The following is a 25745-nucleotide window of genomic DNA, read 5'->3' on the forward strand; positions in this document are numbered from 1 at the left end:
ACTTCGTCATATGGTGCACTCGACAGGATTCGAACCTGTGACCGCTCGGTTCGTAGCCGAGTACTCTATCCAGCTGAGCTACGAGTGCATTTGTTGCCGCGCATTATAGACCGCTTAATCGATTTGCCAACCACTTTTTCGTTTAATTTCAACTACTTAGCGATTCAAGCAAGATTACAGCGCCCTACATGAATAATGGCGGAGAAGGGGGGATTCGAACCCCCGATACCCTTGTGAGGTATACTCCCTTAGCAGGGGAGCGCCTTCGGCCACTCGGCCACCTCTCCGCAACACGGGGCGTATAATAACCAGAGCCTTCCCCGTTTGCAAACCCTTTTTTGAAAAAATATCGATAAAAATTAATGGGTTGGTTCTTCGTCCTTCTCTTTCTTGATCCGCAGGTAGATTTCCTCACGGTGCACGGCCACTTCCTTGGGCGCGTTCACCCCAATCCGTACCTGGTTTCCTTTGACGCCGAGCACGGTCACGGTGATTTCGCCGTCGCCAATTATCAGGCTCTCTGCGCACCGACGAGTCAGAATCAACATACCTTTCTCCTCACGCAATTCAGTTCAGGGATAACAGTCTGCAAAAAAAAGGGCTTCAACCCGCCACCAGAACAGCGGCGGACCTACGCCTGAACGTTGACCGACACCCGACAACCCACAGGTTTCTTGTGCCGTTCAAAAACACGAAGGGCGCGGCCAGGCCGCGCCCCAGTGAGCACAACGCTTACTCGCCCTGACGGGAAGGCGCGTCGAGTTCGAAAGCGGTGTGCAAGGCACGCACAGCCAGTTCCAGGTACTTCTCTTCGATAACCACCGACACCTTGATTTCCGAAGTGGAGATCATCTGGATGTTGATGCTCTCCTTGGCCAGCGATTCGAACATGCGGCTGGCAACGCCCGCATGCGAGCGCATGCCCACACCCACGATCGATACCTTGGCGATCTTGGTATCACCCACCACTTCGCGGGCATTGAGCTTCAGGGCGGTTTCACCCAGTACCTTCTGCGCCTTTTCGTAATCGTTGCGGTGTACGGTGAAGGTGAAGTCGGTAGTGTTATCGTGCGAAACGTTCTGCACGATCATGTCGACTTCGATATTGGCTGCACTGATGGGGCCCAGAATCCCGAATGCCACGCCCGGGGTATCCGGCACACCGCGAATGGTCAGCTTGGCTTCATCGCGATTGAAGGCGATGCCGGAAATGATCGGCTGTTCCATGGATTCCTCTTCATCAATAGTAATGAGGGTACCCGGACCCTCCTGAAAACTGTGCAGTACACGCAGCGGTACGTTGTACTTGCCGGCAAACTCCACGGCCCGAATCTGCAGCACCTTGGACCCGAGGCTGGCCATTTCCAGCATCTCTTCGAAAGTGATCTTGTCCAGCCGCTGCGCCTGGGACACCACGCGCGGGTCGGTGGTATAGACACCATCGACGTCGGTGTAGATCTGGCACTCGTCAGCCTTCAATGCAGCCGCCAGGGCCACGCCGGTGGTATCGGAACCGCCACGCCCCAGCGTGGTGATGCTGCCGTGCTCGTCAACGCCCTGGAAACCGGCTACCACGACCACGCGACCTGCCTTGAGGTCGGCACGAATCTTCTGATCATCGATCTGCAGGATGCGCGCCTTGTTGTGCGCACTGTCGGTGAGAATACGCACCTGGTTGCCGGTGTAGGACACCGCAGGCACACCCCGCTTGATCAGCGCCATGGCCAGCAACGCGATGGTCACCTGCTCGCCGGTGGACACGATCACGTCCAGCTCGCGCGGAACCGGCTGATCGCTGATTTGCCTCGCCAGCTCGATCAGACGATTGGTTTCCCCGCTCATTGCCGACAGCACGACCACCAGGTCGTCGCCAGCCTCGCGGAACTTCTTCACCTTGTCGGCAACCTGTTCGATGCGCTCGACCGTGCCCACCGAGGTGCCGCCAAATTTCTGTACGATCAACGCCATTTCAAAGCCGCCTCAGCCCGTGAAGGGCACCCAATAAACACAATTACCCAACGCCAGGGCCCGCCATCGGATGGCGGGCCACCGGGCGCTTCAGACACCCTGTTCTACGAATGGCACGGTCAGAGCCAGTGCACCGTCCAGCGCTGCGGCATCCACGCCACCGCCTTGCGCCATGTCCGGACGACCACCGCCTTTGCCGCCCACCGCTGCAGCGGCTTGCTTCATCAGATCACCGGCTTTGAGTTGGCCGGTCAGGTCCTTGGTCACGCCTGCAACCAGTACGACCTTTTCTTCGTGGACACTGCCGAGCAGGATCACTGCGCGGCCGAGTTTGTTCTTCAACTGGTCGACCAGGGCCAGCAAGGCTTTGCCGTCCTGCCCGTCCAGACGCGCGGCCAGCACCTTGACGCCCTTGACGTCGACTGCGCTGGCAGACAGGTCATCGCCGGCAGCACTGGCGGCCTTGGCCTGCAGTTGCTCCAGTTGTTTTTCCAGCTGACGGTTGCGCTCGAGCACCGCCGACAGCTTGTCGACCAGGTTCTCGCGGCTGCCCTTGACCAGCTGGGCAGCTTCCTTGAGCTGCTCTTCGGCAGCGTTCAGGTAGGCCAGTGCGGCGGCGCCAGTGACCGCTTCGATACGACGCACCCCGGAGGCCACACCGCCTTCGCTGATGATCTTGAGCAGACCGATATCGCCGGTGCGCTTGGCATGGATGCCGCCGCACAGCTCAACGGAGAAATCACCGCCCATGCTCAGCACGCGCACGCTGTCGCCATACTTCTCGCCGAACAGCGCCATGGCGCCCTTCTGCTTGGCAGTCTCGATGTCGGTCTCTTCGGTCATGACCTCGGTGTTGTTGCGCACTTCGCGGTTGACGATGTCTTCCAGCGCCTTGAGCTGCTCTGGCTTTACCGCCTCGAAATGGCTGAAGTCAAAACGCAGGCGCTGGCTGTCGACCAGCGAGCCTTTCTGTTGTACGTGCTCGCCCAGCACCTGACGCAATGCCGCGTGCAGCAGGTGGGTGGCCGAGTGATTGAGCGAGGTGGCATGACGAACCTGCGCATCGACCCGGGTTTCAACCTGGGCACCGACGCTCAGCTTGCCGCTGGCAACCACACCGTGGTGCAGGAAGGCACCGCCGGTCTTGGTGGTGTCACGGACATCGAAGCGGACGGCACCGGCCTGCAGGTACCCGCAGTCACCCACCTGGCCGCCGGACTCGGCGTAGAACGGCGTGCGATCGAGGATCACCACACCCTCCTCGCCTTCCCCCAGCTGCTCGACGGCCTTGCCGTCCTTGTACAGTGCAACGACGCTGGCAGCGCCTTCGGTGGTGGCATAACCGGTGAATTCGGTGGCCACATCGACCTTGACCAGGGTGTTGTAGTCCAGGCCGAAGGCGCTGGCCGAACGCGCGCGCTCACGCTGCGCCTCCATCTCGCGCTCGAAACCGACTTCGTCGATGGTCAGGCTGCGCTCACGGGCGATGTCGGCCGTCAGGTCCATCGGGAAACCGTAGGTGTCATACAGTTTGAACACCACGTCACCGGGCACCACGCTGCCCTTGAGTTCGGCCAGGTCCTGCTCGAGGATCTTCAGGCCCTGCTCCAGGGTCTTGGCAAACTGCTCTTCCTCGGCCTTGAGCACGCGCTCGATGTTGGCCTGCTGCTGCTTGAGTTCCGGGAACGCCTCGCCCATCTCGGCAACCAGCGCCGCAACGATCTTGTAGAAGAAGCTGCCGGTGGCACCGAGCTTGTTGCCGTGACGGCAGGCGCGACGAATGATGCGACGCAGCACGTAGCCACGGCCTTCGTTGGAAGGCAGCACGCCATCAGCAATCAGGAAGCTGCACGAACGAATGTGGTCCGACACTACCTTGAGCGACGACTGGTCTTCGTTGCTGCAGCCGATGGCGGCAGCCGACGCGCTCAGCAGGTTCTTGAACAGGTCGATTTCATAGTTCGAATGCACATGCTGCATCACCGCACTGATGCGCTCCAGGCCCATGCCGGTGTCCACCGACGGTGCAGGCAGCGGGTGCAGCACGCCGTCGGCAGTGCGATTGAACTGCATGAAGACGTTGTTCCAGATCTCGATGTAACGGTCACCGTCTTCTTCCGGCGAGCCTGGCGGGCCACCCCAGATGTCGGCGCCGTGGTCATAGAAGATCTCGGTGCAGGGGCCGCACGGGCCGGTATCGCCCATGGTCCAGAAGTTGTCCGAGGCGTAGGGCGCGCCCTTGTTGTCGCCAATGCGCACCATGCGCTCGGCCGGCACACCGATGTGCTGGGTCCAGATGTCGTAGGCCTCGTCATCGGTGGCATACACGGTGACCCAGAGCTTTTCCTTGGGCAGTTGCAGCACGCCGGTGAGGAAGGTCCAGGCGTAGGTGATGGCATCACGCTTGAAATAGTCGCCGAAACTGAAGTTGCCCAGCATTTCGAAGAACGTATGGTGACGCGCGGTATACCCGACGTTTTCCAGGTCGCTGTTCTTGCCGCCGGCGCGCACGCACTTCTGGCTGCTGGTGGCGCGGGTGTACGCACGCTTTTCCTGGCCAAGGAAGCAGTCCTTGAACTGGTTCATCCCCGCGTTGGTGAACAGCAGGGTCGGGTCGTTGCCCGGGATCAAGGAGCTGGAGGCAACTCGGGTATGGCCCTGCTCTTCGAAGAAGCGAAGGAAGGCTTCACGGATTTCTGCGCTTTTCATAGGTTCTTCCACGGAAACGGCGGCCTGCGTCAAATTGACGAAACGACGGCAAAGGGCCGCATTATATCGAGCCTTAACACGAGGTGCAGTGAGTTTATACATCGCCAACCGCCATTTGAGGATGAAATGACCTTCATCCGGCGCGGTTTGCTTAGCAGGCTATACGTTCTGCCGACATCTATGCTACAACGTGTGCGTCGCCAGCCACTGGCGGCACGTTCTCAGGGCGGGGTGCAATTCCCCACCGGCGGTAATTGCGCCCATTGCGCATAGCCCGCGAGCGCTTGCAGGCAACCCTGCAAGGTCAGCAGACCCGGTGTGATTCCGGGGCCGACGGTCATAGTCCGGATAAAGAGAGAGCGGGATAGGCACGCGAGTGCCTGCGTCTGCACATCTGCGCAACGACAATCCCCTTCGATCCACTGCCCTGTTTCTCATACAAACAGGAGTTCGTTTCAATGCAAGCTACCCCAATCGACAGCAAAGGCCATCACAACGATCGCATCGCCTTCGTCCAGGCCTGCTGGCACAAGGATATTGTTGACCAGAGCCGCAAGGGTTTCGTCGAAGAGATGGCCAAGCAAGGCTATCAGCTGAGCGATATCGACTTCTATGAAGTCGGCGGTGCCTTCGAAATCCCGCTGCACGCCAAGCTGCTGGCCCGCAGCGGCCGTTACGCCGGCATCGTGGCTGCAGGCCTGGTGGTGGACGGCGGCCTGTACCGCCATGAATTCGTCGCCCAGTCGGTGATCAGCGGCCTGATGCAGGTGCAGCTGGAAACCGAAGTGCCGGTGTTCTCGGTGGTACTGACCCCGCATCACTTCCATGCCGGCGACGAGCACCAGAAGTTCTTCTTCGATCACTTCGTGCACAAGGGCGCCGAAGCGGCAGTGACCTGCGCCGACACCCTGCTCAAGCTGCGCTCGCTGCGCCGCAATGAAGTACCGCAGAAGATGGCGGGCTGATTGCACTGCCCCTTTCGCCGGCAGGGCCAACTGCTACGGGATGCGCGACACCTGTAGCAGCCGGCCTTGCCGGCGAAGGTGTTTCATCTTCAGACCAACTGCTCATCCGACGCAGGCACGATCAGCATCCCCGCACGCAGCCCGTTCTTCACCTTGGGGTTCGGGAAAATGATCCGCGCGCCCTCCTCCTCGACAACCCAGCGCGTCTCGGCCAGGTCCTCGGCCAGCAGATACCCTCTGGAAAGCTCGGAAAAGTTCTCGATATCCGCCGGCAGGTGCAGGTGGAAGCTGTCGCTGTGCTTGATGATCTCGCGCGCGACGCTGAACAGTTGCAGCCCGCCGATCCCTTCATCTTCAGCCGGCTCGTTACCCTCGATGATCGCCCTGAGCCGCGCTTCGAGCTTGCCGAGCTTGATCTCGCCGTTCTGGCCGAACGGCCGCGCCTTGCCCAGCTCGAGGGTGAACGCTTCGGCCCCCAGGGTTTCGTAGGTGAATGCGGTAAAGGTGATCGAAGGCTTGCTCTGCAGCAGCACAGCCTGCATGCCGGCGGCGCGCAAGCGAGCCAGTTCCCGACGCGAGTGCTGACGGCCTTCCTTGTAGGGATACAGCGCAAACTGCTCGATCTTGGAGCCGCGAATGGCGGTGTGCAGGTCATAGTGCAGGCGGGTACGGCCCTCTTTATAGAAAAAGGCCGTTGCCAGACGCTCCAGCGCACAGGCACGCAATGCCTCGACACCACTGGACTGCTCATGACGCCGGTTGAACAGACGGTTGACGTCGTGCTCGATATACCGCGCGCCCGTGCGCATCGCCTCGGGGTTGCCGAACAGGAACAGCACACGCGCCCGCGGCTTGATCTCCCCCCTGGCAATGCCATGCAGGAGTTCGTCGAGCAACTCGATCGGTGCAGTCTCGTTGCCATGAATGCCCGCAGACAGCAGCAGGTCCATGCCATCGTCACGCCCCTCGGGCGGGGTCACTTCAAGCGCCCCCTCGTCGAGCCAGCGCATGCGCACGCCTTCGACAGTCAGCTGGGTCTTCTCTGCCGGTTCACGACCGGCAAGGGTCAGTTCAAGCAGTTTGCCGAGGGCGAGCATGGGCGGTGTTCCTTAGTGGTGATGCCCGCAATCGGGGCCATGGACGTGGTCGTCATCTTCGCCAGCATCGGCCGGCTCCATTTCCAGCTGCAGGCTCACCAGGTTGGTGGCCAGCGGGCGCAGCAGCAGGTTGGCATACTCGGCGTCGCCTTCTTCAACATCGACACCGATCAGCAGCTGGCCGCGGCCATCCTGCTGAATCCACACTTCCTTGCCTTGCCACAGCACGGCAAAACGGGTGCAGGAAGTTTCCAGCTGGGTGCCATCTTCATCTTCGAGGATCAGCTGCAGGGCGTCGGACATAATCGAGTTCTCTTTCAAGGTTGGAGTTGGAACGGATACACCGAACCCAGCTTGAGGATCTGGGTCAGCTCATCCAGTGCCGTGCGACATTCCAGCAACAGCTGCGGGTCAGCCAGGTCGCGTTCGCTCAGGCTGTCGCGGTAGTGCCTGTCGACCCATTGGGTCAGGGTGTCGTACAGCGGCGCGGTCATGATAACCCCTGGGTTGACGGCCGCCAGTTCCGTTTCGTTGAGCGCCACGCGCAAACGCAGGCACGCGGGGCCGCCGCCATTCTGCATGCTCTGCTTGAGGTCGAAGACCTTGACCTCGGTCACCGGCCCGCCCTGGCCGGTCAAGGCCGACAGATAGGCCCAGACCCGCTCGTTGTTGCGGCATTCCTCCGGCACGATCAGCAGCATCGAACCGTCTTCACGGGACAGCAACTGACTGTTGAACAGATACGAACGCACGGCGTCCTCGACCGTCACCTGGGCCCGCGGCACGCAGATGGCCTTGAACTTGCCGCCACATCCGGCCAGTTTAGCCTGCAGCTCGGCCAGCACCGCTTCGGTGTCGAGGAAGGCGTCCTCGTGATAGAACAGCACCTCGCCGTTGCCCACCGCGATCACATCGTTGTGAAACACGCCCTGGTCGATCACGGCAGGGTTCTGCTGAGCATAGACCACGCCGTCAGCACTCAGGCCATGCAGCCGGGCAACCGCCTGGGAAGCCTCCAGGGTCTGGCGGGCCGGGTATTTGTGTGGCGCCGGGTAGCGCGCATCGAATGCACTGCGCCCGAACACGAAGAACTCCACGCCCGGTTCGCCATAGGCACGGCAGAAGCGCGTGTGGTTGGCAGCACCTTCGTCACCGAACTGCGCCACCGCCGGCAACGCGGCATGGTGGGCAAAGTGCTGCGTATTGGCGAACATCGCGCCCAGCACACGACTGGTGGTCGGGTGCTCGATACTGCGGTGGTACTTGCAGTTCAGGTTGGCCGCCGTGAAATGCACGCGTCCATCGGCCGTATCGGCGCTCGGACTGACCGTGGCGGCGTTGGCCACCCACATGCTGGACGCAGAGCAACTGGCGACCAGCAACGGCATCGCCTCCCTGGCCGCCCGCTCGATGACCTGCGCATCGCTGCCGCCAAAGCCCAGGCGACGCAGCGCAGCCACATCCGGACGCTCCTGCGGGGCCAGTACGCCCTGCACAAAGCCCATCTCCATCAGCGCCTTCATCTTCGCCAGGCCCTGGCGCGCCGCTTCACGCGGGTTGGATGCCTGCTGGCTGTTGCTCTGCGAAGCAACGTTGCCGTAGGACAGCCCGCCGTAGTTGTGCGTCGGCCCCACCAGGCCATCAAAATTCACTTCAAATGATTTCATCGGCTAAGGCTCCGTGAAGCTGTTGTTATAGGGTGACGCCGGGCGTCAGCGTGGCGGGCAGCACAAGGCTGGATGCCTCCAGCGACGCCACCGGGTAGGCGCAGTAGTCGGCCGCGTAATAGGCGCTCGCCCGATGGTTGCCACTGGCCCCGACACCACCGAACGGTGCGCTGCTGGCGGCACCGGTCAGTTGCTTGTTCCAGTTGACGATACCGGCGCGGCTTTCCAGCCAGAACTGCTGGTAGCGCGCCTCGGAATCGGACAACAGCCCTGCGGCCAGGCCGTACTGGGTGTTGTTAGCTTCGCGGATCGCGGCATCGAAATCGCTGTAGCGGATAACCTGCAGCAGCGGCCCGAAGAACTCCTCGTCCGGGCGCTCGGCCACCGAGGTCACGTCGATGATGCCCGGGGTCAGCAACGCCGCATCGGCCTGTGGCTGGGTCATCGGCAGCAGCGACTGTGCGCCGCTGGCCAGCAACTGGGCCTGGGCATCGAGCAGCGCGCGGGCTGCCCCCAGGGAGATCACCGAGCCCATGAACGGCGCCGGCTGCTGATCGAACGCGCCCACCGAAATGTTCCGGCTGACGGCCACCAGCCGCGCCAGCAGGGTGTCGCCCCATTCGCCTTGGGGTACCAGCAGGCGGCGTGCACAGGTGCAGCGCTGGCCGGCGGAAATGAAGGCCGACTGGATGATGGTGTATACCGCAGCGTCCAGGTCCTGCACCTGGTCGACCACCAAGGGGTTGTTGCCCCCCATCTCCAGGGCCAGGATCTTGTCCGGGCGCCCCGAGAACTGCTGGTGCAGCAGGTTGCCGGTGCGGCTGGAGCCGGTGAAGAACAGGCCGTCGATGCCGGGGTTGGCCGCCAGGGCCACCCCGGTTTCCCGCGCCCCCTGCACCAGGTTGAGCACGCCAGCCGGCAGCCCGGCCTCGATCCAGCACCTGAGCGTCAGCTCGGCCACTTTCGGCGTGAGCTCGCTGGGCTTGAACACCACGCTGTTACCGGCCAGCAGCGCCGGCACGATATGCCCGTTGGGCAGGTGGCCCGGGAAGTTGTACGGGCCGAACACCGCCACCACACCGTGGGGCTTGTGCCGCAGTACCGCCGTGGCGTCAGCCAGCGGGCCGCTCTTCTCGCCGGTACGTTCGCGGTAGCTCTGCACCGAAATGGCCACCTTGTTGACCATGCTGGTCACTTCGGTGGTGGCCTCCCACAGCGGCTTGCCGGTTTCTTCGCCGATGCAGCGGGCCAGTTCATCGGCGTGGGCCTTGAGGCTCGCGGCAAAGGCTTCGAGCACGCTGATACGCGCCTCCAGCGGCTGGCGAGCCCAGCCAGCAAAGGCTTGACGCGCAGCCTGTACCGCGGCCTCGACCTGCCCCGCGTCGGCGCCCTGGCCCTGCCAGATCACCTGCTGGCTGACCGGGTTCAGCGACTGCAGGGCCTCGCCCTGGCCGGCCTGCCATGTACCGGCAATGTAGTGCGTGGTCATTATTTGGCCTCCCGTGCTGCGGACAGTGGCACCGCACGTACCTGGTCACCGGCGCTCAGGCGCAGGCGCTTGGCCGTCAGCGGGTCGACCACCAGGGTGCCCGCAGCCAAGCGCGCGGGCGCTGCGGTGATACGGCAGTCCTCGCGCTTGCGGTTGTGGATGATGAATGGGGTGGCATCGTCGCCCGGCGTGCCGATCGCCAGCACCAGGGCCTGGCTGTCGTGCACCGCGCGAATCTTGCTGGTCTGGCACTCGACCGCCGGGCCCGCGTCGAAGATGTCGACGTAGCCCTGATAGCTGAAGCCTTCGCTCTGCAGCATGGCCAGCGCCGGTTCGGTATCGGTGTGCACGCGCCCGATCACATTGCGCGCCGCCTCGGACAGAAAGCAGGTGTACAGCGGGAACTTGGGCATCAGCTCGGCGATGAACGCCTTGTTGCCGACCCCGGTCAGGTAGTCGGCCTGGCTGAACTCCATCTTGAAGAAGTGTCGGCCCAGGCTCTCCCAGAAGGGCGAACGGCCCTGCTCGTCGGACATGCCGCGCATTTCGGCAATGATCTTGTTGCCGAACAGTTCGCTGAATTCGGCAATGAACAGCAGGCGAGCCTTGGCCAGCAGACGACCATTGAGGCCACTGCGGTAGTCGCTGCGCAGAAACAGGGAGCACAACTCGGAGTTGCCGGTCAGGTCGTTGGCCAGAAACAGCGTGGGGATCTCGCGGTAGATGTCCAGTTCCTGGGACGCGCTGACGGTCAGGCCCACCCGGTAGTTGTACCAGGGTTCACGCAGCCCAACGGCACCGGCGATGGCCGAAATGCCCACCACTTCGCCTTCGTCGTTCTCGAGCACGAACAGGTAGTCGGCATCGCCACGCTCGGCTTCGCCGCGGAAGGTCTTCTCGGCCCAGCCCACCCGGTGGGCCAGGCGCTCTTCGTTGGCCGGCAGAGTGGTCAGGCCGGTGGTGCCGGTGCTGCGCGCCAGCTCGATCAGCGCCGGTAGGTCGCTGCTGCGTACGGGACGAACAATCATGCTATCTCCTCGGGCAGGTGCCTGCTGGCCCCTGCGAAACTCGACCTGGGGTAGCCAGGCAATCAGACCGCGACCAGGCGCACGCTGGCGCCCTCACCCACTCCCAGCGCCTCGGCGGCGGCCAGGTCCAGCTGCACCGGCTTGCCAGGGGCCCAGTCCAGCTCCAGCATCACGGCGCGGTAATCCTGCAACTGGCCGTTGGATACCAGGTACGGGCGCCCACCCTTGACGGCCTGCTCCTGCAGCTTGACCGGCACCAGCCGGCTCTGGGCGATGGAGCGGATGCCGGACACCCGCGCATGCAGGGTCGGCCCACCGTCGAAGATATCGATGTAGTGATCGGTCTCGAAGCCTTCGCGCATCAGGATGTCGAAGGTGATCTGCGCGCGCGGGTGCACCTGGCCCATGGCCTCCTGCGCGGCATCCGGCAGCAGGGGCACATAGATGGGGTAATGCGGCATCAGCTCGGCAAGGAAGGTACGGCTCTTGAGCCCGCACAGGCGCTCGGCGGCAGCGTAGTTGAGGTCGAAGAAGTTGCGCCCGATGGCATCCCAGAACGGCGAGTCGCCGTGCTCGTCGCTGTAGCCGACGATCTCGGTCACCACCGAATCGGCAAACCGCTCCGGGTGCGCTGCCATGAACAGCAGCCGGCCGCGGGAATTGAGCTCGGCCCAGCCGGTGCCCACCAGTTCGGGCAGCACGTAGAAGCTGGTCAGCAGGCTGTTGCCGGTCAGGTCGTGACACTGCGACAGCACATGGATCTTGTTGTGGATCTTCAGCTCGCGCGAGGCGTGCACGAAGGTCTCGTTGCGAAAACTGTAGAACGGCTCGGAATAGCCGGCCGAGGCCACGATGGCCGAACAGCCGACCAGCTTGCCGGTCTCGCTGTCTTCGAGCACGAAGAAGTAGCTCTCCTCGCCATTGAAGCTGACTTCGGCGGCAAAGGAGGTTTCGGACGCAGCGATCTTGTCGCCCAGGCGACCGGCATCATCCGGCAGGGACGTGACACCGATGGGACTGTCCGCGGCCAGACGCTGCACTTCACCCAGGTCAGCCATTTGCGCGGGGCGCATCACCAGCATGGTGTCACTCCTTTAGGGAAAATCGGGCCGACAGCTGCCGGCGCAGAAGAAGCGGCACGTGCCACGGGCACGGGCCACCAGAATCGGTTCGCTGGCCACCGGGGCCAGCGAAGGACCGCAGGCCGGTATCAGGCCTTGGTCAGTGCAGCGGCAGCGCGTTCGAAGCGGTCAAGGCCTTCATCGATGTCGGCATCTTCCACCACCAGGCTGGGGGCGAAACGCACCACATCCGGGCCGGCCTGCAAAACCATCAGGCCTTCTTTCTCGGCAGCGTTAAACACGTCCTTGGCCTTGCCCTTCCAGGCATCGGACAACACGCAACCGATCAGCAGGCCCAGGCCGCGGACCTGGGTGAACAGGCCGTACTGCTGGCCGATCTTCTCCAGGCGCGCCTTGAAGCGCTCGTGCTTGGCCTTGACGCCCGCCAGCACTTCAGGGGTATTGACCACATCCAGCACCGCAGAGGCCACGGCGCAGCCCAACGGGTTGCCGCCATAGGTGGTGCCGTGGGTGCCCACGGCCAGGTGCTTGGCCAGCGCTTCGGTGGTCAGCATCGCGGCAATCGGGAAACCGCCGCCCAGGCTCTTGGCGCTGGTCAGGATGTCGGGGGTCACGCCGTAGTGCATGTAGGCGAACAGCTCGCCGGTACGGCCGACGCCGGTCTGCACTTCGTCGAAGATCAGCAGTGCGTTGTGCTTGTCGCACAGCTCGCGCGCGCCTTGCAGATAGGCCTTGTCGGCCGGCACCACGCCGCTCTCGCCCTGGATCGGCTCGATCACCACCGCGCAGGTCTTGTCGCTGATCTGCGCCTTGAGCGCTTCGAGGTCGTTGTACGGCACATGGCTGATGCCGGTGATCTTAGGGCCGAAGCCGTCGGAGTACTTGGGCTGGCCACCGACGCTCACGGTGAACAGGGTGCGACCGTGGAAGCTGTTCACGGTAGCGATGATCTCGTGCTTTTCAGGGCCGAAGCGGTCGTGGGCCACACGACGGGCCAGCTTGAAGGCGGCCTCGTTGGCCTCGGCGCCGGAGTTGCAGAAGAACGCACGCTCGGCAAAGGTGGCGTCGACCAGCTTGTGGGCCAGACGCAGGGCTGGCTCGTTGGTGAACACGTTGGACACGTGCCACAGCTTGTTGGCCTGCTCGGTCAGCGCACCGACCAGTGCCGGGTGGGCGTGCCCCAGGACGTTTACGGCGATGCCGCCAGCGAAATCGATCAGCTCGCGCCCCGCCTGGTCCCATACACGGGAGCCCTGGCCACGCACGGGGATGAAAGCGGCCGGCGCATAGTTGGGGACCATTACCTGGTCGAAATCGGCGCGTTGCACCGGAGCTTGCTCAACGGACATCGGAGTCTCCTGAAGAGGAACGCCTGCCTGGAACTGGCGAGCGATGGGGGGATTGTAAGGACTGATGAACGCCCGGCCTTGCCGCCAAGCGACAACTTCTTATAGCGCCAAACCCTGTTTTGCCAAGGCTTTCGGCAATGCGACAAATAGGGTCGCAAAGGCGCAGTTTAAACGGTGCGCGGTGCTGGCGGGGAGATTGTGTCACGCACGGATTTGCGGGGGCTTCTTCGCTGGCAAGCCAGCGCCCTCGGGCCGGTGCAGCCCCCTTCGACGCTGCGGGCGCTGGTTTGCCGCCGAAGGTCGCGCTGCGCTACCGAATCAGCCGCGCTCGGCAGGCGCCGACGACAACTCGAACGGGCTGTTGCTGCGGCGCTGGTTGCGGTCTTCGCGTGGCGTTGCGCCAAAGAAGTTGCGGTACGCGCTGGAAAAATGCGGCCCCGACGAGAACCCGCACGACAGGCCGATCTGGATGATCGACTTGCTGGTCTGCATCAGCATCTGGCGCGCCTTGTTCAAGCGCAGCTCCAGGTAATACTGGCTGGGCACCCGATTGAGGTACTGCTTGAAGATCCGCTCCAGCTGCCGGCGCGATACGCACACATGCTGGGCAATCTCGTCGGTGGTCAACGGCTCTTCGATATTGGCCTCCATCAGCAGCACCGCCTGGGTCAGCTTCGGATGGCTGGAGCCCAGGCGATTCTGCAGCGGGATGCGCTGACGCTCGCCCCCCTCGCGAATGCGCTCGACCACCAGCTCTTCGGAAACCGCACCGGCAAGCTCGGCGCCATGGTCACGGGCCAGCACGGCCAGCAGCAGGTCCAGTACCGACATGCCACCACAGGCGGTCAGCCGATCGCGATCCCAGTCGAACAGGTGGCTGGTGGCGATGACCTTGGGGAAGCGCTCGGCGAAGTCATCCTGCCAGCGCCAGTGCACCGCGGCGCGATAACCATCCAGCAGGCCCAGCTGGGCCAGCGGATACACACCTGCCGAAAGACCGCCCACCACGCACCCCGAGCGCACCAGTTGCTTGAGCGCGCTGCCCAGCGCCGCGCCTACCGCCTGCGGCGGCTCATCGGCCAGCAGAAACAGCTTCTGGCAACCTTCCAGCCGCCCCACCCAGGCTTCGCCAGGCAAGCGCCAGGCGCCCTCCGGCGCAGGTTCGGCCTGCAGGAACAGCAACTCGTAGACCACTTCGGGGTGCACCTTCTGGGCCACCCGCAAGACCTCTTCGGCCAGCGCCAGGGTCAAGGCCTTGGTGCTGGGCCAGAGGAGAAAACCGATTCGCTGGGTGGTCATTGGGTAAGGTCCGAAACCTGAGAGGAGTCTGGGAGAAAAGCCTCGATCGAGGCGCAGCATGCCCTATTCTGGTGCAAAGCGGCAGCCTCGAACTGTAGCACGGTCGATTATTTCAGGCTGCCGGACAGGAACTGCTGCAACCGCTCGGACTGCGGGTTGACCAGCACTTCACGCGGGTTGCCGCTCTCTTCGACCACACCCTTGTGCAGGAACACCAGCTGGTTGGACACCTCGCGGGCGAAGCCCATCTCGTGGGTCACCACCACCATGGTGCGGCCTTCCTGGGCCAGCGCCTGCATCACCTTGAGCACATCACCCACCAGCTCCGGGTCCAGCGCCGAGGTCGGCTCGTCGAACAGCATCACTTCAGGCTCCATCGCCAGTGCACGGGCAATCGCCACACGCTGCTGCTCACCACCGGACATATGGCCCGGGTAGGCATCCTTGCGATGGGACACACCGACCTTGGCCAGGTAGTGCTCGGCCTTTTCCAGCGCGTCCTTGCGGCTCATGCCCAGCACGTGCACCGGTGCCTCGATGATGTTCTCCAGCGCAGTCATGTGCGACCACAGGTTGAAGTGCTGGAACACCATCGACAGGCGCGAGCGCATGCGCTGCAACTGCTTGGGGTCGGCCGCCTTCAGCGCGCCGTCCTTGTTCGCCACCAGCTTCAACTCTTCGTTGTTGAGCAGGATCTTGCCGGCATGCGGCTGCTCGAGCAGGTTGATGCAGCGCAGGAAGGTGCTCTTGCCCGAGCCGCTGGAGCCGATGATGCTGATCACATCGCCCGCCTTGGCCGCCAGGGACACACCCTTGAGCACTTCGTGACTGCCATAGCGTTTGTGCAGGTCTTGGACTTCGAGTTTGTACATGCTGTCGGTTCTCACAAAGCGTCAGTCCCGGGCCTGCGCCCGGGGCGAAAAAGTTGCCGCCGGGCTCAGCCCTTGCGCGGCGCCAGGTAGCCGAGCCAGCGGCGTTCAGCCAGCTTGAACAGGCGCACCAGAATGAAGGTCAGGCACAGGTAGAACACACCGGCGGTGATGTACGCCTCGAACGGCAGGTAGTACTGGGCATTGACCGTGCGCGCCGCACCGGTGATGTCGATCAGGGTCACGATCGACGCCAGGCTGGTGGTCTGCAGCATCATGATCACTTCATTGCTGTACTGCGGCAGCGCCCGGCGCAGGGCCGAGGGCAGCAGGATGCGGCGGTACATCTTGACCCGCGACATGCCCATCGCCTTGGCCGCTTCGATCTCGCCGTGGGGCGTGGCCTTGAGGCTGCCGGCGATGATTTCGGCGGTGTAGGCACTGGTATTGATGGCAAAGGCCAGGCACGCACAGAAGGTCGCACTGGACAGCCACGGCCACAGGAAGCTCTCGCGCACCGCCTCGAACTGGGCCAGCCCGTAATAGATCAGAAACAGCTGCACCAGCATCGGCGTGCCACGAATCACGTAGGTGTAGAGCCAGGCGCTCATGTTCACCAGCGGCTGCTTGGACACCCGCATCAGGCCCAGCGGCACTGCCACCAGCAGGCCGAACAGCAACGACAGCGCCAGCAGCTTGAGCGTGGTCAGCATGCCGCTCAGGTACAGCGGCATGGCTTCCCAGATGACGTTGTAATCGAAAATCATAGATCAGCCGCCTTTACGCCAACCGAGTAGCGTTTCTCGAGGTAACGCAGGGCCAGCAACGAGACGCTGGTGATCACCAGGTACAACGCCGCGACCGCCAGGAAGAACGTGAACGGCTCGCGGGTCGCGTCCGCCGCCTGCTTGGCCTTGAACATCATGTCTTGCAGGCCCACCACCGAAATCAGTGCGGTGGCCTTGGTCAGTACCAGCCAGTTGTTGGTGAAGCCAGGGATCGCCAGGCGAATCATCTGCGGCACCAGCACCCGGAAGAAGATCTGCAGGCCGCTCATGCCATAGGCCATGCCGGCTTCGGCCTGCCCCTTGGGGATGGCCATGAAAGCGCCGCGGAAGGTTTCGGACAGGTATGCACCAAAGATGAAGCCCAGGGTACCGATACCCGCCATCAGCGGATTGAGGTCGATGTAATCGTCGAAACCGAGCAAGGGTGCGACGCGGTTGAGCAGGTCCTGACCGCCGTAGAAGATCAGCAGGATCAGCACCAGGTCGGGGATCCCGCGGATCACCGTGGCGTACAGGTCGCCCAGCCAGGCCAGCCAGCGCACTGGCGACAGCCGCAGCGCCACGCCGATCAGGCCCAGTACGATGGCCAGGGCCATGGACGACAAGGCGAGCTGTAGCGTCAGCCATGCTCCATCGAGGATGACTGCCCCGTAGCCTTTCAACATGTTGAGGTCCTCGACCTTAGGGATGAAAAAATGGTGCAAACCTCAGCGCTTCTGCTGCTTGCACCATTGAACAGGTGAAACGTCGACGGATTACTGCGCGTCAGGGCCGTAGATGTCGAAGTTGAAGTACTTGTCCTGGATCTTCTTGTACTCGCCATTGGCACGGATGCCGTCGATGGCGGTGTTGATCTTGTCCTTCAGGGCGTCGCCCTTGCGCACGGCGATACCGATACCGTCACCGAAGTACTTGGCGTCGGTGAAGGACGGGCCTACGAATGCATAGCCCTTGCCGGCGTCGGTCTTGAGGAAGCCGTCTTCGAGCAGGGTCGCATCGGCCACGGTGCCATCCAGGCGACCGGCGGCAACGTCCAGGTAGATTTCGTTCTGGGTGCCGTAGGGAACGATGGTGGCGCCTTTGGGGGCCAGCACTTCCTTGGCGAAACGGTCGTGGATCGAGCCACGCTGAACGCCGATCTTCTTGCCCTTGAGTTCGTCCAGGCTGTCGCTGACGGTGGTACCGTCCTTCATCACCAGGCGGGCCGGCGTGAGGTAGTAGCGCTTGGTGAAGTCCACGGACTTCTTGCGATCATCGGTGATCGACATGGACGACAGGATGGCGTCGATCTTGCGCACCTTGAGCGCCGGGATCAGGCCGTCGAATTCCTGCTCGACCCAAACGCACTTGACCTTCATCTCTGCACACAGCGCGTTGCCGATGTCGTAGTCGAAGCCCACGATGCTGCCGTCCGGCGCCTTGGAAGCGAACGGTGGGTAGGCGGCCTCGATGCCGATCTTCAGTGGTTTTTCATCAGCCAGCGATGCCAGGGAAAACACGGACAGCGCCAGGGCGCCAAGCAGTGCGAGTTTCTTCATCTGGGAACTCCATCGGTAAAGGGCAATACGTGACAGGCCGATTGGCCGTCGACGTTGCGAATGGGTACAACGCGAGCTGCGCAGGGCTCGACGAAACAGGGTCGAGGCATCACGAGCGAGTGATTGGCATTTTAGCGACAGCTCCGAACCCGATATTTCTTCAATGCGACAACTAGTTACAGAAGCGCCGGAAGTCAGGGCCGGAGATATTGACAGCTTTCGCGGAATATGCAAAAGCGAGAGACAAATAACCTATCAATCAAGCAATAACCGCGCCCATTATTGGCAAAGCCTTGTAATCCGGCAAGTGCATCGTGGCAGCCATGCAAAATTGGCGTGGTGGATGCGCCCGGATCGGGCGGCGGCGTTTCCCAATCCCCCGTTTGTGTGCGAAACCGGTGACAGAAAAGGTTACCGATGAAAGTCGGCGTAACAGGCATGAAAAAGCCCCGCAGTGCGGGGCTTTGTGCTGACAGCCAACCGGCCCTATCGCCGGCAGGCCGACCCCTACAAGGGCCGGCCTGCCGGCGATGACTCAGGCCGACGCCAGGTTCATCGACTTGTGCGTGTCGATCAGGTGCTGCACCACACCCGGGTCGGCCAGCGTCGAGATGTCGCCCAGGCCGTCGTACTCGGCCGTGGCGATCTTGCGCAGGATACGGCGCATGATCTTGCCCGAGCGGGTTTTAGGCAGCCCTGGTGCCCACTGGATCACGTCTGGCGAGGCGATCGGCCCGATCTCCTTGCGCACCCAGTTCTTCAGCTCCAGACGCAATGCTTCGCTCGGCTCCTCGCCACCGTTGAGCGTGACGTAGACATAGATGCCCTGCCCCTTCAGATCATGCGGCACACCGACGACCGCCGCCTCGGCGACCTTCGGGTGCGCAACCATGGCGCTCTCGATCTCGGCGGTCCCCATGCGGTGGCCCGAGACGTTGAGTACGTCGTCGACCCGGCCGGTGATCCAGTAGTAGCCGTCTTCGTCGCGGCGCGCGCCGTCACCGGTGAAGTACATGCCGCGGAAGGTCTTGAAGTAGGTGTCGACGAAACGGTCGTGATCGCCGTACAGCGAACGCGACTGGCCCGGCCACGAATCGAGGATCACCAGGTTGCCCTCGGCGGCGCCGTCGATCAGGTTGCCCAGGTTGTCCACCAGCGCCGGCACCACGCCGAAGAACGGACGGGTGGCCGAGCCCGGCTTGAGCGCAGTGGCGCCCGGCAGCGGGCTGATCAGGATGCCGCCGGTCTCGGTCTGCCACCAGGTGTCGACGATCGGGCAACGCTCCTTGCCCACGGTGGTGTGGTACCAGTTCCAGGCTTCAGGGTTGATCGGCTCGCCCACCGAGCCCAGCAGGCGCAGGCTCGAACCGTCGGCATCCTTCATGGCCGCCTGACCTTCGGCCATCATCGCGCGAATGGCGGTGGGCGCGGTGTAGAGGATGTTGACCTTGTGCTTGTCGACGATCTTCGCCACACGGGTGATGTCCGGGTAGTTCGGCACGCCTTCGAACAGCAGGGTGGTGGCGCCGTTGGCCAGCGGGCCATAGACGATGTAGCTGTGACCGGTTACCCAGCCCACGTCGGCGGTGCACCAGTACACGTCACCAGGGCGATAGTCGAACACGCGCTCATGGGTCAGCGAGGCGTACACCAGGTAGCCGCCAGTGGTGTGCAGCACGCCCTTGGGCTTGCCGGTGGAGCCGGAGGTATAGAGGATGAACAGCGCTTCTTCGGCGCCCATCTCTTTCGGCGCGCAGTGGGCAGAAGCCACTTTCATCAGGTCTTCGTACCAGATGTCGCGGTGCTGGTGCCAGGCAATGTCGCCACCGGTGCGCTTGCACACGATGATCTTCTGCACGCTGGCGGTTTCCGGGTTGGTCAGCGCCAGGTCAACGTTGGCCTTGAGTGCGGTACGACGCCCGCCACGCAGCCCTTCGTCGGCGGTGATCACGACCTTGGACTTGCAGTCGATGATGCGCCCGGCCAGCGCCTCGGGCGAGAAGCCGCCGAACACCACCGAGTGGATCGCGCCGATACGCGCGCACGCCAGCATGGCGACCACGGCTTCGGGAATCATCGGCATGTAGATGGTCACCACGTCGCCGCGGTGCACGTCCTGGCCACGCAGGGCGTTGGCGAACTTGCAGACCTGCTCGTGCAGTTCGCGATAGGTGATGTTGCGGTGCTCGGAAGGGTCGTCGCCTTCCCAGATGATCGCCAGCTGATCGCCACGCTCGGCCAGGTGACGGTCCAGGCAGTTGTAGGAAACGTTCAGAGTGCCGTCGGCAAACCACTTGATGTCGACATGGTGGTCGTCGAACGAGGTCTGCTTGACCTTGGTGAAGGGCTTGATCCACTCGAGGCGCTGAGCTTGCTCGCGCCAGAAGCCGTCAGGGTTGATCACCGACTGCTGGTACATGGCCTTGTAGGTCGCCTCGTCGGTCAGCGTGTTGGCCGCAACCTCGGGACGCACGGGATACAGGGGAGCCGCACTCATCTTTGTTACCTCGGTGTAATAGTTGTTTTTGTATGACCTCGTTTTAACTGTACCAGAGCGCCAAGGGCCATTCGACGTTGGTAGTAACGGGACCTGCATTTGGTCCAACACTGCGCGCCGACCGCTCTGGCACGGGCGTTCCAGCGCGGCAACAGATAGAAAAATAAATCCCGAGGTGAAATTTCAACTGATTGTTACAGTTTCCGCCAACAGTGTTTATCAAAACGGGCTCTGTTTCGGGGCCCGCCACACTCCTAGAATTCACCTCGCCAGCAACGGCAACGCGAATTAACTGGTAACAGCCCCCACGAAGGCATGTTAATCCCGCGATAACCCTGAAAGTTTCAACTTGCTGCACACGCCGCGCCACAAGCGCAGCGTGACCCCTTACGACCTTAGACAGGTAACTTGAAGATGAAAGCTTTACTGGTATTGGCACTCGGTAGTTTTTGCGCATCGGCCATGGCGGCTGAAGTTGCAGATGTTTCCGCCGAGCAGATTCCGGTTGAACAATACAGTTACTCGCAACATCTGGACATCGCCAAAGTCATTTCCATGACCGAAGTCCCGAACGTCTGCGAAGTGGTTCCGGCCCGCATGACCTACGAGGACTCCCAAGGCCAGAAGCACATTCTCGAATACCGCGTCATGGGTAACGGGTGCTCCAACGGCTGATAGAGCACACTGACGGTAGTTGCGCCTCGGGCCTTGTGTCGACGAGGCGCACCCTCGCTGCAAACAGTAACTTCCCCGCCTTTCAAGTCACTCCACAACTTTGCCGATTGCGTAATCACGCAACTTGTTGGCAATGGTGGTATGCGAAACGCCCAGGCGTTTACCCAGTGCTCTGCTACTGGGGAATTCACCCTGCAAACTTTCAAGTACGGCTTTTTCGAAACGACCGACTATTTGCGACAAGTCACCTTCCAGGGAAAACTCGCCCAAAGGTTGGCGCGCGCCATAATCGGGCAGGCGAATATGCTCGGCCTTGACCACCCCGCCGTCGCACAATGAAACCGCCTGGAACAGTACGTTCTCCAGTTGCCGCACGTTGCCCGGCCAATGGTATTGGCTCAGGCGCTCCATCGCCGCCGGTGCCAGGCTCGGCAACGGGCAGCCAATCTGACGGCTGGCCTGGTCGAGAAAATGCTCCACCAGCGGCGCCAGGCCGTCCAGGCACTCGCGCAGCGGTGGAATGTGCAGCGACAGCACGTTGAGGCGGTGATACAGGTCCTGGCGAAACTCGCCGCGGGCGCACAACTCCGACAAGTCCACCTGGGTCGCGCAGATCACCCGCACATCCAGGTACACCTCCTCGTCACTGCCCACCCGGCGAAAGCAACCGTCCTGCAGAAAGCGCAACAGCTTCACCTGCAGGCGCGGGCTCATCTCACCCACGCCGTCGAGAAACAGCGTGCCGCCCGCGGTCAGTTCCAGCAGGCCAAGCTTGCCCTCGGCGCGGGCGCCTTCGAACGCCCCCGGCCCGTAGCCGAACAGCTCGGTCTCGGCCATCGACTCGGGCAGCCCGGCACAGTTGAGCGCCATCAGCGGCGCCTGCCCACGCGGACTGGCCAGGTGGCAGGCACGGGCCAGCAGCTCCTTGCCGGTACCGGTCTCGCCCTCGATCAGCAGTGGCGCATCCAGCGGCGCCATGCGACGTGCCTCGCGCACCACCGCCGCCATCACCCTGGAGCTCTGGAAAATGCTGTCGAACCCACGCAGCTCCTGCTTGCGCACGTTGTAGATGCGTTCGCCGATTCGGTCAGCCCGGTGCAGGGTCAGCACGGCCCCTGCCAGCGCCTCGCTGTCATCGTGCTCGGACTGCAGCGGTGCGATATCGGCCAGGAACACATCGCCTTTGATCTTCACCCGCAAGCCGTTGATGCGTGACTTGTTGGCCCGCACCAACTCCGGCAGGTCGAAATCCTCGGCATACCGCGACAATGCAATGCCCGGCACTTCGTCCACCCGCACCCCGAGCAACTGCGCCGCCGAACGGTTGGCCGCGACGATCGAGCCCCCCATGTCGATCGACAGCACGGGAAAATCCAGCGCACCCAGCAAGGCATTGAGCTCCATGTGCCGGCGCTCGCTGGGCATCAGGCCCACCCGCTTGACCCCGAACACGCCGGTAATGGCTTCGAACTTGGGGCGCAGCGCCTGGAACTGCAGGTTGATCAGGTTCGGGCAGTGCAGGTAGATGGCATTGCCATGCTCGCCCCCCACCTCGCCGCGGGCCACGTTGATCCCGTACTCGACCAGCAGGTTGAGCATGTCGCGCAAGATACCGATGCGGTTCTGGCAGTGCACTTTGATACGCATGAAAGGTCCTACAAACAAGAAGACGAGGCCAACTATCTGCACAACGGCATGAATTCTCGTAAAGAATACGTTACAAAAAGGCGGATTCACAGCTACCAGCACCTGCGTTTTCTCGGCACTTCGGCACCACCGTAAAATCTGCGTTACAAAAATACGGTTGAACCGCCCGCCGGGCACGAGGCAACGGGATGCAAACACCAGGGTGAGGGGGTATTCCTAGGGCATGGCGAAAGCCACCCTATAACAATAAAGGCCCTCATCAGGAGAGCAGCATGAAACAGACGCACTACGTGGCCCGCGAGCCCGATGCGCAGGGTTTTATCGATTACCCGCCGCAGGAACATGCGGTGTGGAATACCCTGATCACCCGCCAGTTGAAGGTGATCGAGGGGCGCGCGTGCCAGGAGTACCTGGACGGCATCGAACAACTGAACCTGCCTCATGACCGCATTCCGCAACTGAGCGAGATCAACCAGGTACTGGGCGCCACCACCGGCTGGCAAGTTGCCCGCGTGCCGGCCCTGATCCCCTTCCAGACCTTCTTCGAACTGTTGGCCAGCAAGCGCTTTCCGGTGGCCACCTTCATTCGCACCGAAGAAGAACTCGACTATCTGCAAGAGCCCGACATCTTTCACGAGATCTTCGGCCACTGCCCGCTGCTGACCAACCCCTGGTTTGCCGAATTCACCCACACCTACGGCAAACTCGGCCTGGCCGCGACCAAGGAACAGCGCGTCTACCTGGCCCGCCTGTACTGGATGACCATCGAGTTCGGCCTGGTGGACACCCCGCAGGGCCGCAGGATCTACGGCGGCGGCATCCTCTCCTCGCCCAAGGAGACCGTCTACAGCCTGTCCGACGAACCGGAACACCAGGCCTTCGATCCGCTCGAGGCCATGCGCACGCCGTATCGCATCGATATCCTGCAGCCGGTGTACTTCGCCCTGCCGCAGCTCAAGCGCTTGTTCGACCTGGCCCACGAAGACATCATGGGCATGGTTCAACGTGCCATGCAGCTGGGCCTGCACGCCCCCAAATTCCCCCCCAAGGTGGCCGCTTGAGCCACCCTGTACACCTATAACAACCACTTGCGGAAGAATCACCTATGAACGCCTTGAACCAAGCCCATTGCGAAGCCTGCCGTGCCGACGCCCCACAGGTCAGCGACGAAGAACTGCCGGTACTGATCAAGCAGATCCCGGATTGGAACATCGAAGTGCGCGACGGCATCATGCAGCTGGAAAAAGTGTTCCTGTTCAAGAATTTCAAACATGCCCTGGCGTTCACCAACGCAGTGGGCGAGATCTCCGAAGCCGAAGGCCATCACCCTGGCCTGCTGACCGAGTGGGGCAAAGTCACCGTGACCTGGTGGAGCCACTCGATCAAGGGCCTGCACCGCAACGACTTCATCATGGCCGCGCGCACCGATGAGGTCGCCAGCACCGCAGAAGGTCGCAAGTAATGCACTTCGGCGCCATCGCGCGCGTGCCGGGCGACCCGATTCTGGGGCTGATGGAGGCGTACGCCAGGGACACCAACCCCGACAGGTTCGACCTGGGGGTTGGCGTGTTCAAGGACGCCCAGGGCCTTACCCCGGTACCCAGGGCGGTCAAGCTGGCCGAACAGCGCCTGCTCGACGGCCAGACCAGCAAGAGCTACGTAGGCGGTCACGGGGATGCAGCCTTCGGACAACTGATCGCGCAACTGGTACTCGGTGACGACGCGCCACTGCTCGCAGCCCGGCGCGCAGGCGCCACGCAAACCCCGGGCGGCACCGGCGCACTGCGACTGGCGGCGGAGTTCATCCGCCAGTGCCTGCCAGGGCGTGGCATCTGGCTGAGCGACCCGACCTGGCCGATCCACGAAACGCTGTTCGCCAGTGCCGGCCTGAAGGTCAGCCACTACCCCTATGTGGGCGCAGACAACCGCCTGAACGTGACCGGCATGCTCGCGGCACTGGAATCGGTGCCCACGGGCGACGTGGTGCTGCTGCACGCCTGCTGCCACAACCCCACCGGCTTCGACCTGTCGCAGCAGGACTGGCAGGCGGTGCTGGAAGTGGTCAAGCGCCGCGAACTGCTGCCGCTGATCGACTTCGCCTACCAGGGCTTCGGTGACGGGCTGGAGCAAGATGCCTGGGCCGTGAGGCTGTTTGCCCAGGCCCTGCCGGAGCTGCTGGTGACCAGTTCGTGCTCGAAGAACTTCGGCCTGTACCGCGAGCGCACCGGTGCGCTGCTGGTATGCGCCGACAGCGCCGAAAAGCTGCAGGATGTGCGCAGTCAGCTGGCATCGATTGCACGCAACCTGTGGTCGACGCCGCCAGACCATGGCGCGGCGGTGGTGGCGACGATTCTTGGCGATCCGGCGCTCAAGCGCCTGTGGGCCGACGAAGTCGACGCCATGCGCCAGCGCATCGCCATGCTGCGGGTCGGCCTGGTCGAGGCGCTGCAGCCCCATGGGCTGAGCGAGCGGTTCGCGCATATCGCCGCGCAACGCGGAATGTTCTCCTACACCGGCCTCTCACCGCAGCAAGTGACGCAACTGCGCGAGAAGCACAGTGTGTACATGGTCGGTACCGGTCGGGCGAACATCGCCGGGGCGGATGCGGCCAGGCTGCAGGTGCTGGCGGCGGCCATCGCGGACGTCTGTTGCTGAACCCTTCGTCGGCAAGGCCGGCTCCTACAGGGACAACGTCGATCCGTGTAGGCGCTGGCCTTGCCGGCGAAGCGTCGCTGAAGGCCACCAATCAGCAGGAAAATTCATACTGTCATCCAGACTCCTGTATCCTGCCCAGGCTTTATCGAAGCCAAGCGCGCCTTGCGCAGCCTTTCCACCTTATAAACTTGCGAGGAACGACGAGATGCATGAAATCCCGAATCTTCCCTTCCCAAGCCTGAACCAAGCCGAGCAGCCTGCTGCTCCTCTCAGCGCCGAACCTGCCCACGTGGCAGATTCCGATGGCGACGAAACCCCGAGCGCCGAACAGGAATAAACCGCGCACTACCCGGCGTGTGAAAACCACTACGACAGGGGACGACCCCGGCAACGGGTTTTCACACCGCCAAGAACCCTCCCCGC

Annotated in this window: 23 protein-coding genes, 2 tRNA genes and 1 riboswitch; of the genes, 6 read left to right on the plus strand and 19 right to left on the minus strand. The window is 62.7% G+C overall.

Annotated elements, in window-relative coordinates; all coding sequences use genetic code 11:
- Positions 1-11: 11 nt before the first annotated feature.
- The 5 genes from DN387_RS24705 to alaS form a co-directional block, all read right to left on the minus strand.
- A tRNA-Arg gene (locus DN387_RS24705) sits at positions 12-88 on the minus strand.
- 108 nt (positions 89-196) lie between these two features.
- Positions 197-287 (minus strand) — tRNA-Ser (locus DN387_RS24710).
- A gap of 72 nt (positions 288-359) precedes the next feature.
- Positions 360-548 (minus strand): carbon storage regulator CsrA, encoded by a 189-nt coding sequence (gene csrA / locus DN387_RS24715; RefSeq protein WP_010226667.1) that lies wholly within the window; start codon positions 546-548, stop codon positions 360-362.
- Between the two features lie 184 nt (positions 549-732).
- Positions 733-1968, minus strand: coding sequence for an aspartate kinase (locus tag DN387_RS24720; protein ID WP_043860296.1), 1236 nt, complete (start codon positions 1966-1968; stop codon positions 733-735).
- Between the two features lie 90 nt (positions 1969-2058).
- Positions 2059-4677, minus strand: coding sequence for an alanine--tRNA ligase (gene alaS / locus DN387_RS24725; RefSeq protein WP_043860295.1), 2619 nt, complete (start codon positions 4675-4677; stop codon positions 2059-2061).
- A gap of 213 nt (positions 4678-4890) precedes the next feature.
- Positions 4891-5042, plus strand: a riboswitch (FMN riboswitch).
- A gap of 93 nt (positions 5043-5135) precedes the next feature.
- Here alaS and DN387_RS24730 point away from each other — a divergent pair.
- Positions 5136-5642, plus strand: a complete 507-nt coding sequence (locus tag DN387_RS24730) for a 6,7-dimethyl-8-ribityllumazine synthase (protein ID WP_043860294.1) — start codon at positions 5136-5138, stop codon at positions 5640-5642.
- Between the two features lie 89 nt (positions 5643-5731).
- On the opposite strand, the gene astE is transcribed toward DN387_RS24730, so the two are convergent.
- The 13 genes from astE to acs all read right to left on the minus strand — a co-directional run bounded on the left by astE (position 5732) and on the right by acs (position 20345).
- Positions 5732-6739 (minus strand): succinylglutamate desuccinylase, encoded by a 1008-nt coding sequence (gene astE / locus DN387_RS24735; protein WP_054916583.1) that lies wholly within the window; start codon positions 6737-6739, stop codon positions 5732-5734.
- Between the two features lie 12 nt (positions 6740-6751).
- The gene (locus DN387_RS24740) at positions 6752-7042 is read right to left on the minus strand and encodes a hypothetical protein (RefSeq protein ID WP_043860292.1); all 291 of its coding nucleotides are present in this window, start codon (positions 7040-7042) and stop codon (positions 6752-6754) included.
- Between the two features lie 14 nt (positions 7043-7056).
- Entirely contained in the window at positions 7057-8406 is a 1350-nt protein-coding gene (astB, locus tag DN387_RS24745; protein ID WP_043860291.1) for an N-succinylarginine dihydrolase, read from the minus strand.
- 25 nt (positions 8407-8431) lie between these two features.
- Complete coding sequence (gene astD / locus DN387_RS24750) at positions 8432-9898, minus strand: succinylglutamate-semialdehyde dehydrogenase (RefSeq protein ID WP_173925083.1); 1467 nt, start codon at positions 9896-9898, stop codon at positions 8432-8434.
- Positions 9895-10923 carry an arginine N-succinyltransferase gene (astA, locus tag DN387_RS24755; RefSeq protein WP_043860289.1) on the minus strand — a complete coding sequence of 343 codons (1029 nt, stop codon included), beginning with the start codon at positions 10921-10923 and terminating at the stop codon, positions 9895-9897. The genes astD and astA overlap by 4 nt, the downstream gene beginning before the upstream one ends.
- 62 nt (positions 10924-10985) lie before the next feature.
- The gene (aruF, locus tag DN387_RS24760) at positions 10986-12005 is read right to left on the minus strand and encodes an arginine/ornithine succinyltransferase subunit alpha (RefSeq protein WP_043860288.1); all 1020 of its coding nucleotides are present in this window, start codon (positions 12003-12005) and stop codon (positions 10986-10988) included.
- Between the two features lie 128 nt (positions 12006-12133).
- On the minus strand, positions 12134-13354 hold the full coding sequence (locus tag DN387_RS24765; RefSeq protein WP_043860287.1) for an aspartate aminotransferase family protein: 1221 nt from the start codon (positions 13352-13354) through the stop codon (positions 12134-12136).
- Positions 13355-13672: 318 nt separating this feature from the next.
- Positions 13673-14653: a transcriptional regulator ArgR gene (argR, locus tag DN387_RS24770; protein ID WP_043860286.1), complete on the minus strand. Its 981-nt coding sequence runs from the start codon at positions 14651-14653 to the stop codon at positions 13673-13675.
- A 107-nt stretch (positions 14654-14760) separates the two neighbouring features.
- Positions 14761-15525, minus strand: coding sequence for an ABC transporter ATP-binding protein (locus DN387_RS24775; RefSeq protein ID WP_043860285.1), 765 nt, complete (start codon positions 15523-15525; stop codon positions 14761-14763).
- Between the two features lie 65 nt (positions 15526-15590).
- A complete protein-coding gene (locus DN387_RS24780) occupies positions 15591-16289 on the minus strand; it encodes an ABC transporter permease (protein WP_054916584.1) in 699 nt (232 codons plus the stop codon).
- A complete protein-coding gene (locus tag DN387_RS24785; protein WP_054916585.1) occupies positions 16286-16975 on the minus strand; it encodes an ABC transporter permease in 690 nt (229 codons plus the stop codon). Before DN387_RS24785 ends, DN387_RS24780 begins: the two co-directional genes overlap by 4 nt.
- A 90-nt stretch (positions 16976-17065) precedes the next feature.
- Complete coding sequence (locus DN387_RS24790) at positions 17066-17848, minus strand: ABC transporter substrate-binding protein (protein WP_043860283.1); 783 nt, start codon at positions 17846-17848, stop codon at positions 17066-17068.
- Positions 17849-18383: 535 nt separating this feature from the next.
- Positions 18384-20345 (minus strand): acetate--CoA ligase, encoded by a 1962-nt coding sequence (gene acs / locus DN387_RS24795; RefSeq protein WP_043860282.1) that lies wholly within the window; start codon positions 20343-20345, stop codon positions 18384-18386.
- 414 nt (positions 20346-20759) lie between these two features.
- Between acs and DN387_RS24800 the strand changes: the two genes are divergently transcribed.
- Entirely contained in the window at positions 20760-21020 is a 261-nt protein-coding gene (locus DN387_RS24800) for a DUF2790 domain-containing protein (RefSeq protein WP_043860281.1), read from the plus strand.
- An 87-nt stretch (positions 21021-21107) separates the two neighbouring features.
- Here DN387_RS24800 and DN387_RS24805 read toward each other — a convergent pair whose 3' ends face one another.
- Positions 21108-22667, minus strand: a complete 1560-nt coding sequence (locus DN387_RS24805; protein ID WP_043860280.1) for a sigma-54-dependent phenylalanine hydroxylase transcriptional regulator PhhR — start codon at positions 22665-22667, stop codon at positions 21108-21110.
- A gap of 272 nt (positions 22668-22939) precedes the next feature.
- On the opposite strand from DN387_RS24805, the gene phhA reads away from it, so the two are divergent.
- The 4 genes from phhA (at position 22940) to DN387_RS26100 (ending at position 25659) form a co-directional block, all read left to right on the plus strand.
- Complete coding sequence (gene phhA, locus DN387_RS24810) at positions 22940-23728, plus strand: phenylalanine 4-monooxygenase (RefSeq protein ID WP_043860279.1); 789 nt, start codon at positions 22940-22942, stop codon at positions 23726-23728.
- A gap of 44 nt (positions 23729-23772) precedes the next feature.
- Positions 23773-24129: a 4a-hydroxytetrahydrobiopterin dehydratase gene (locus DN387_RS24815; protein ID WP_036994257.1), complete on the plus strand. Its 357-nt coding sequence runs from the start codon at positions 23773-23775 to the stop codon at positions 24127-24129.
- A complete protein-coding gene (locus tag DN387_RS24820; RefSeq protein WP_054916586.1) occupies positions 24129-25322 on the plus strand; it encodes an amino acid aminotransferase in 1194 nt (397 codons plus the stop codon). The genes DN387_RS24815 and DN387_RS24820 overlap by 1 nt, the downstream gene beginning before the upstream one ends.
- A 205-nt stretch (positions 25323-25527) precedes the next feature.
- On the plus strand, positions 25528-25659 hold the full coding sequence (locus tag DN387_RS26100) for a hypothetical protein (RefSeq protein WP_255002693.1): 132 nt from the start codon (positions 25528-25530) through the stop codon (positions 25657-25659).
- Positions 25660-25745 lie beyond the last annotated feature (86 nt).

Source organism: Pseudomonas sp. FBF18 (assembly GCF_024261405.1).
Taxonomy (GTDB): domain Bacteria; phylum Pseudomonadota; class Gammaproteobacteria; order Pseudomonadales; family Pseudomonadaceae; genus Aquipseudomonas; species Aquipseudomonas palmensis.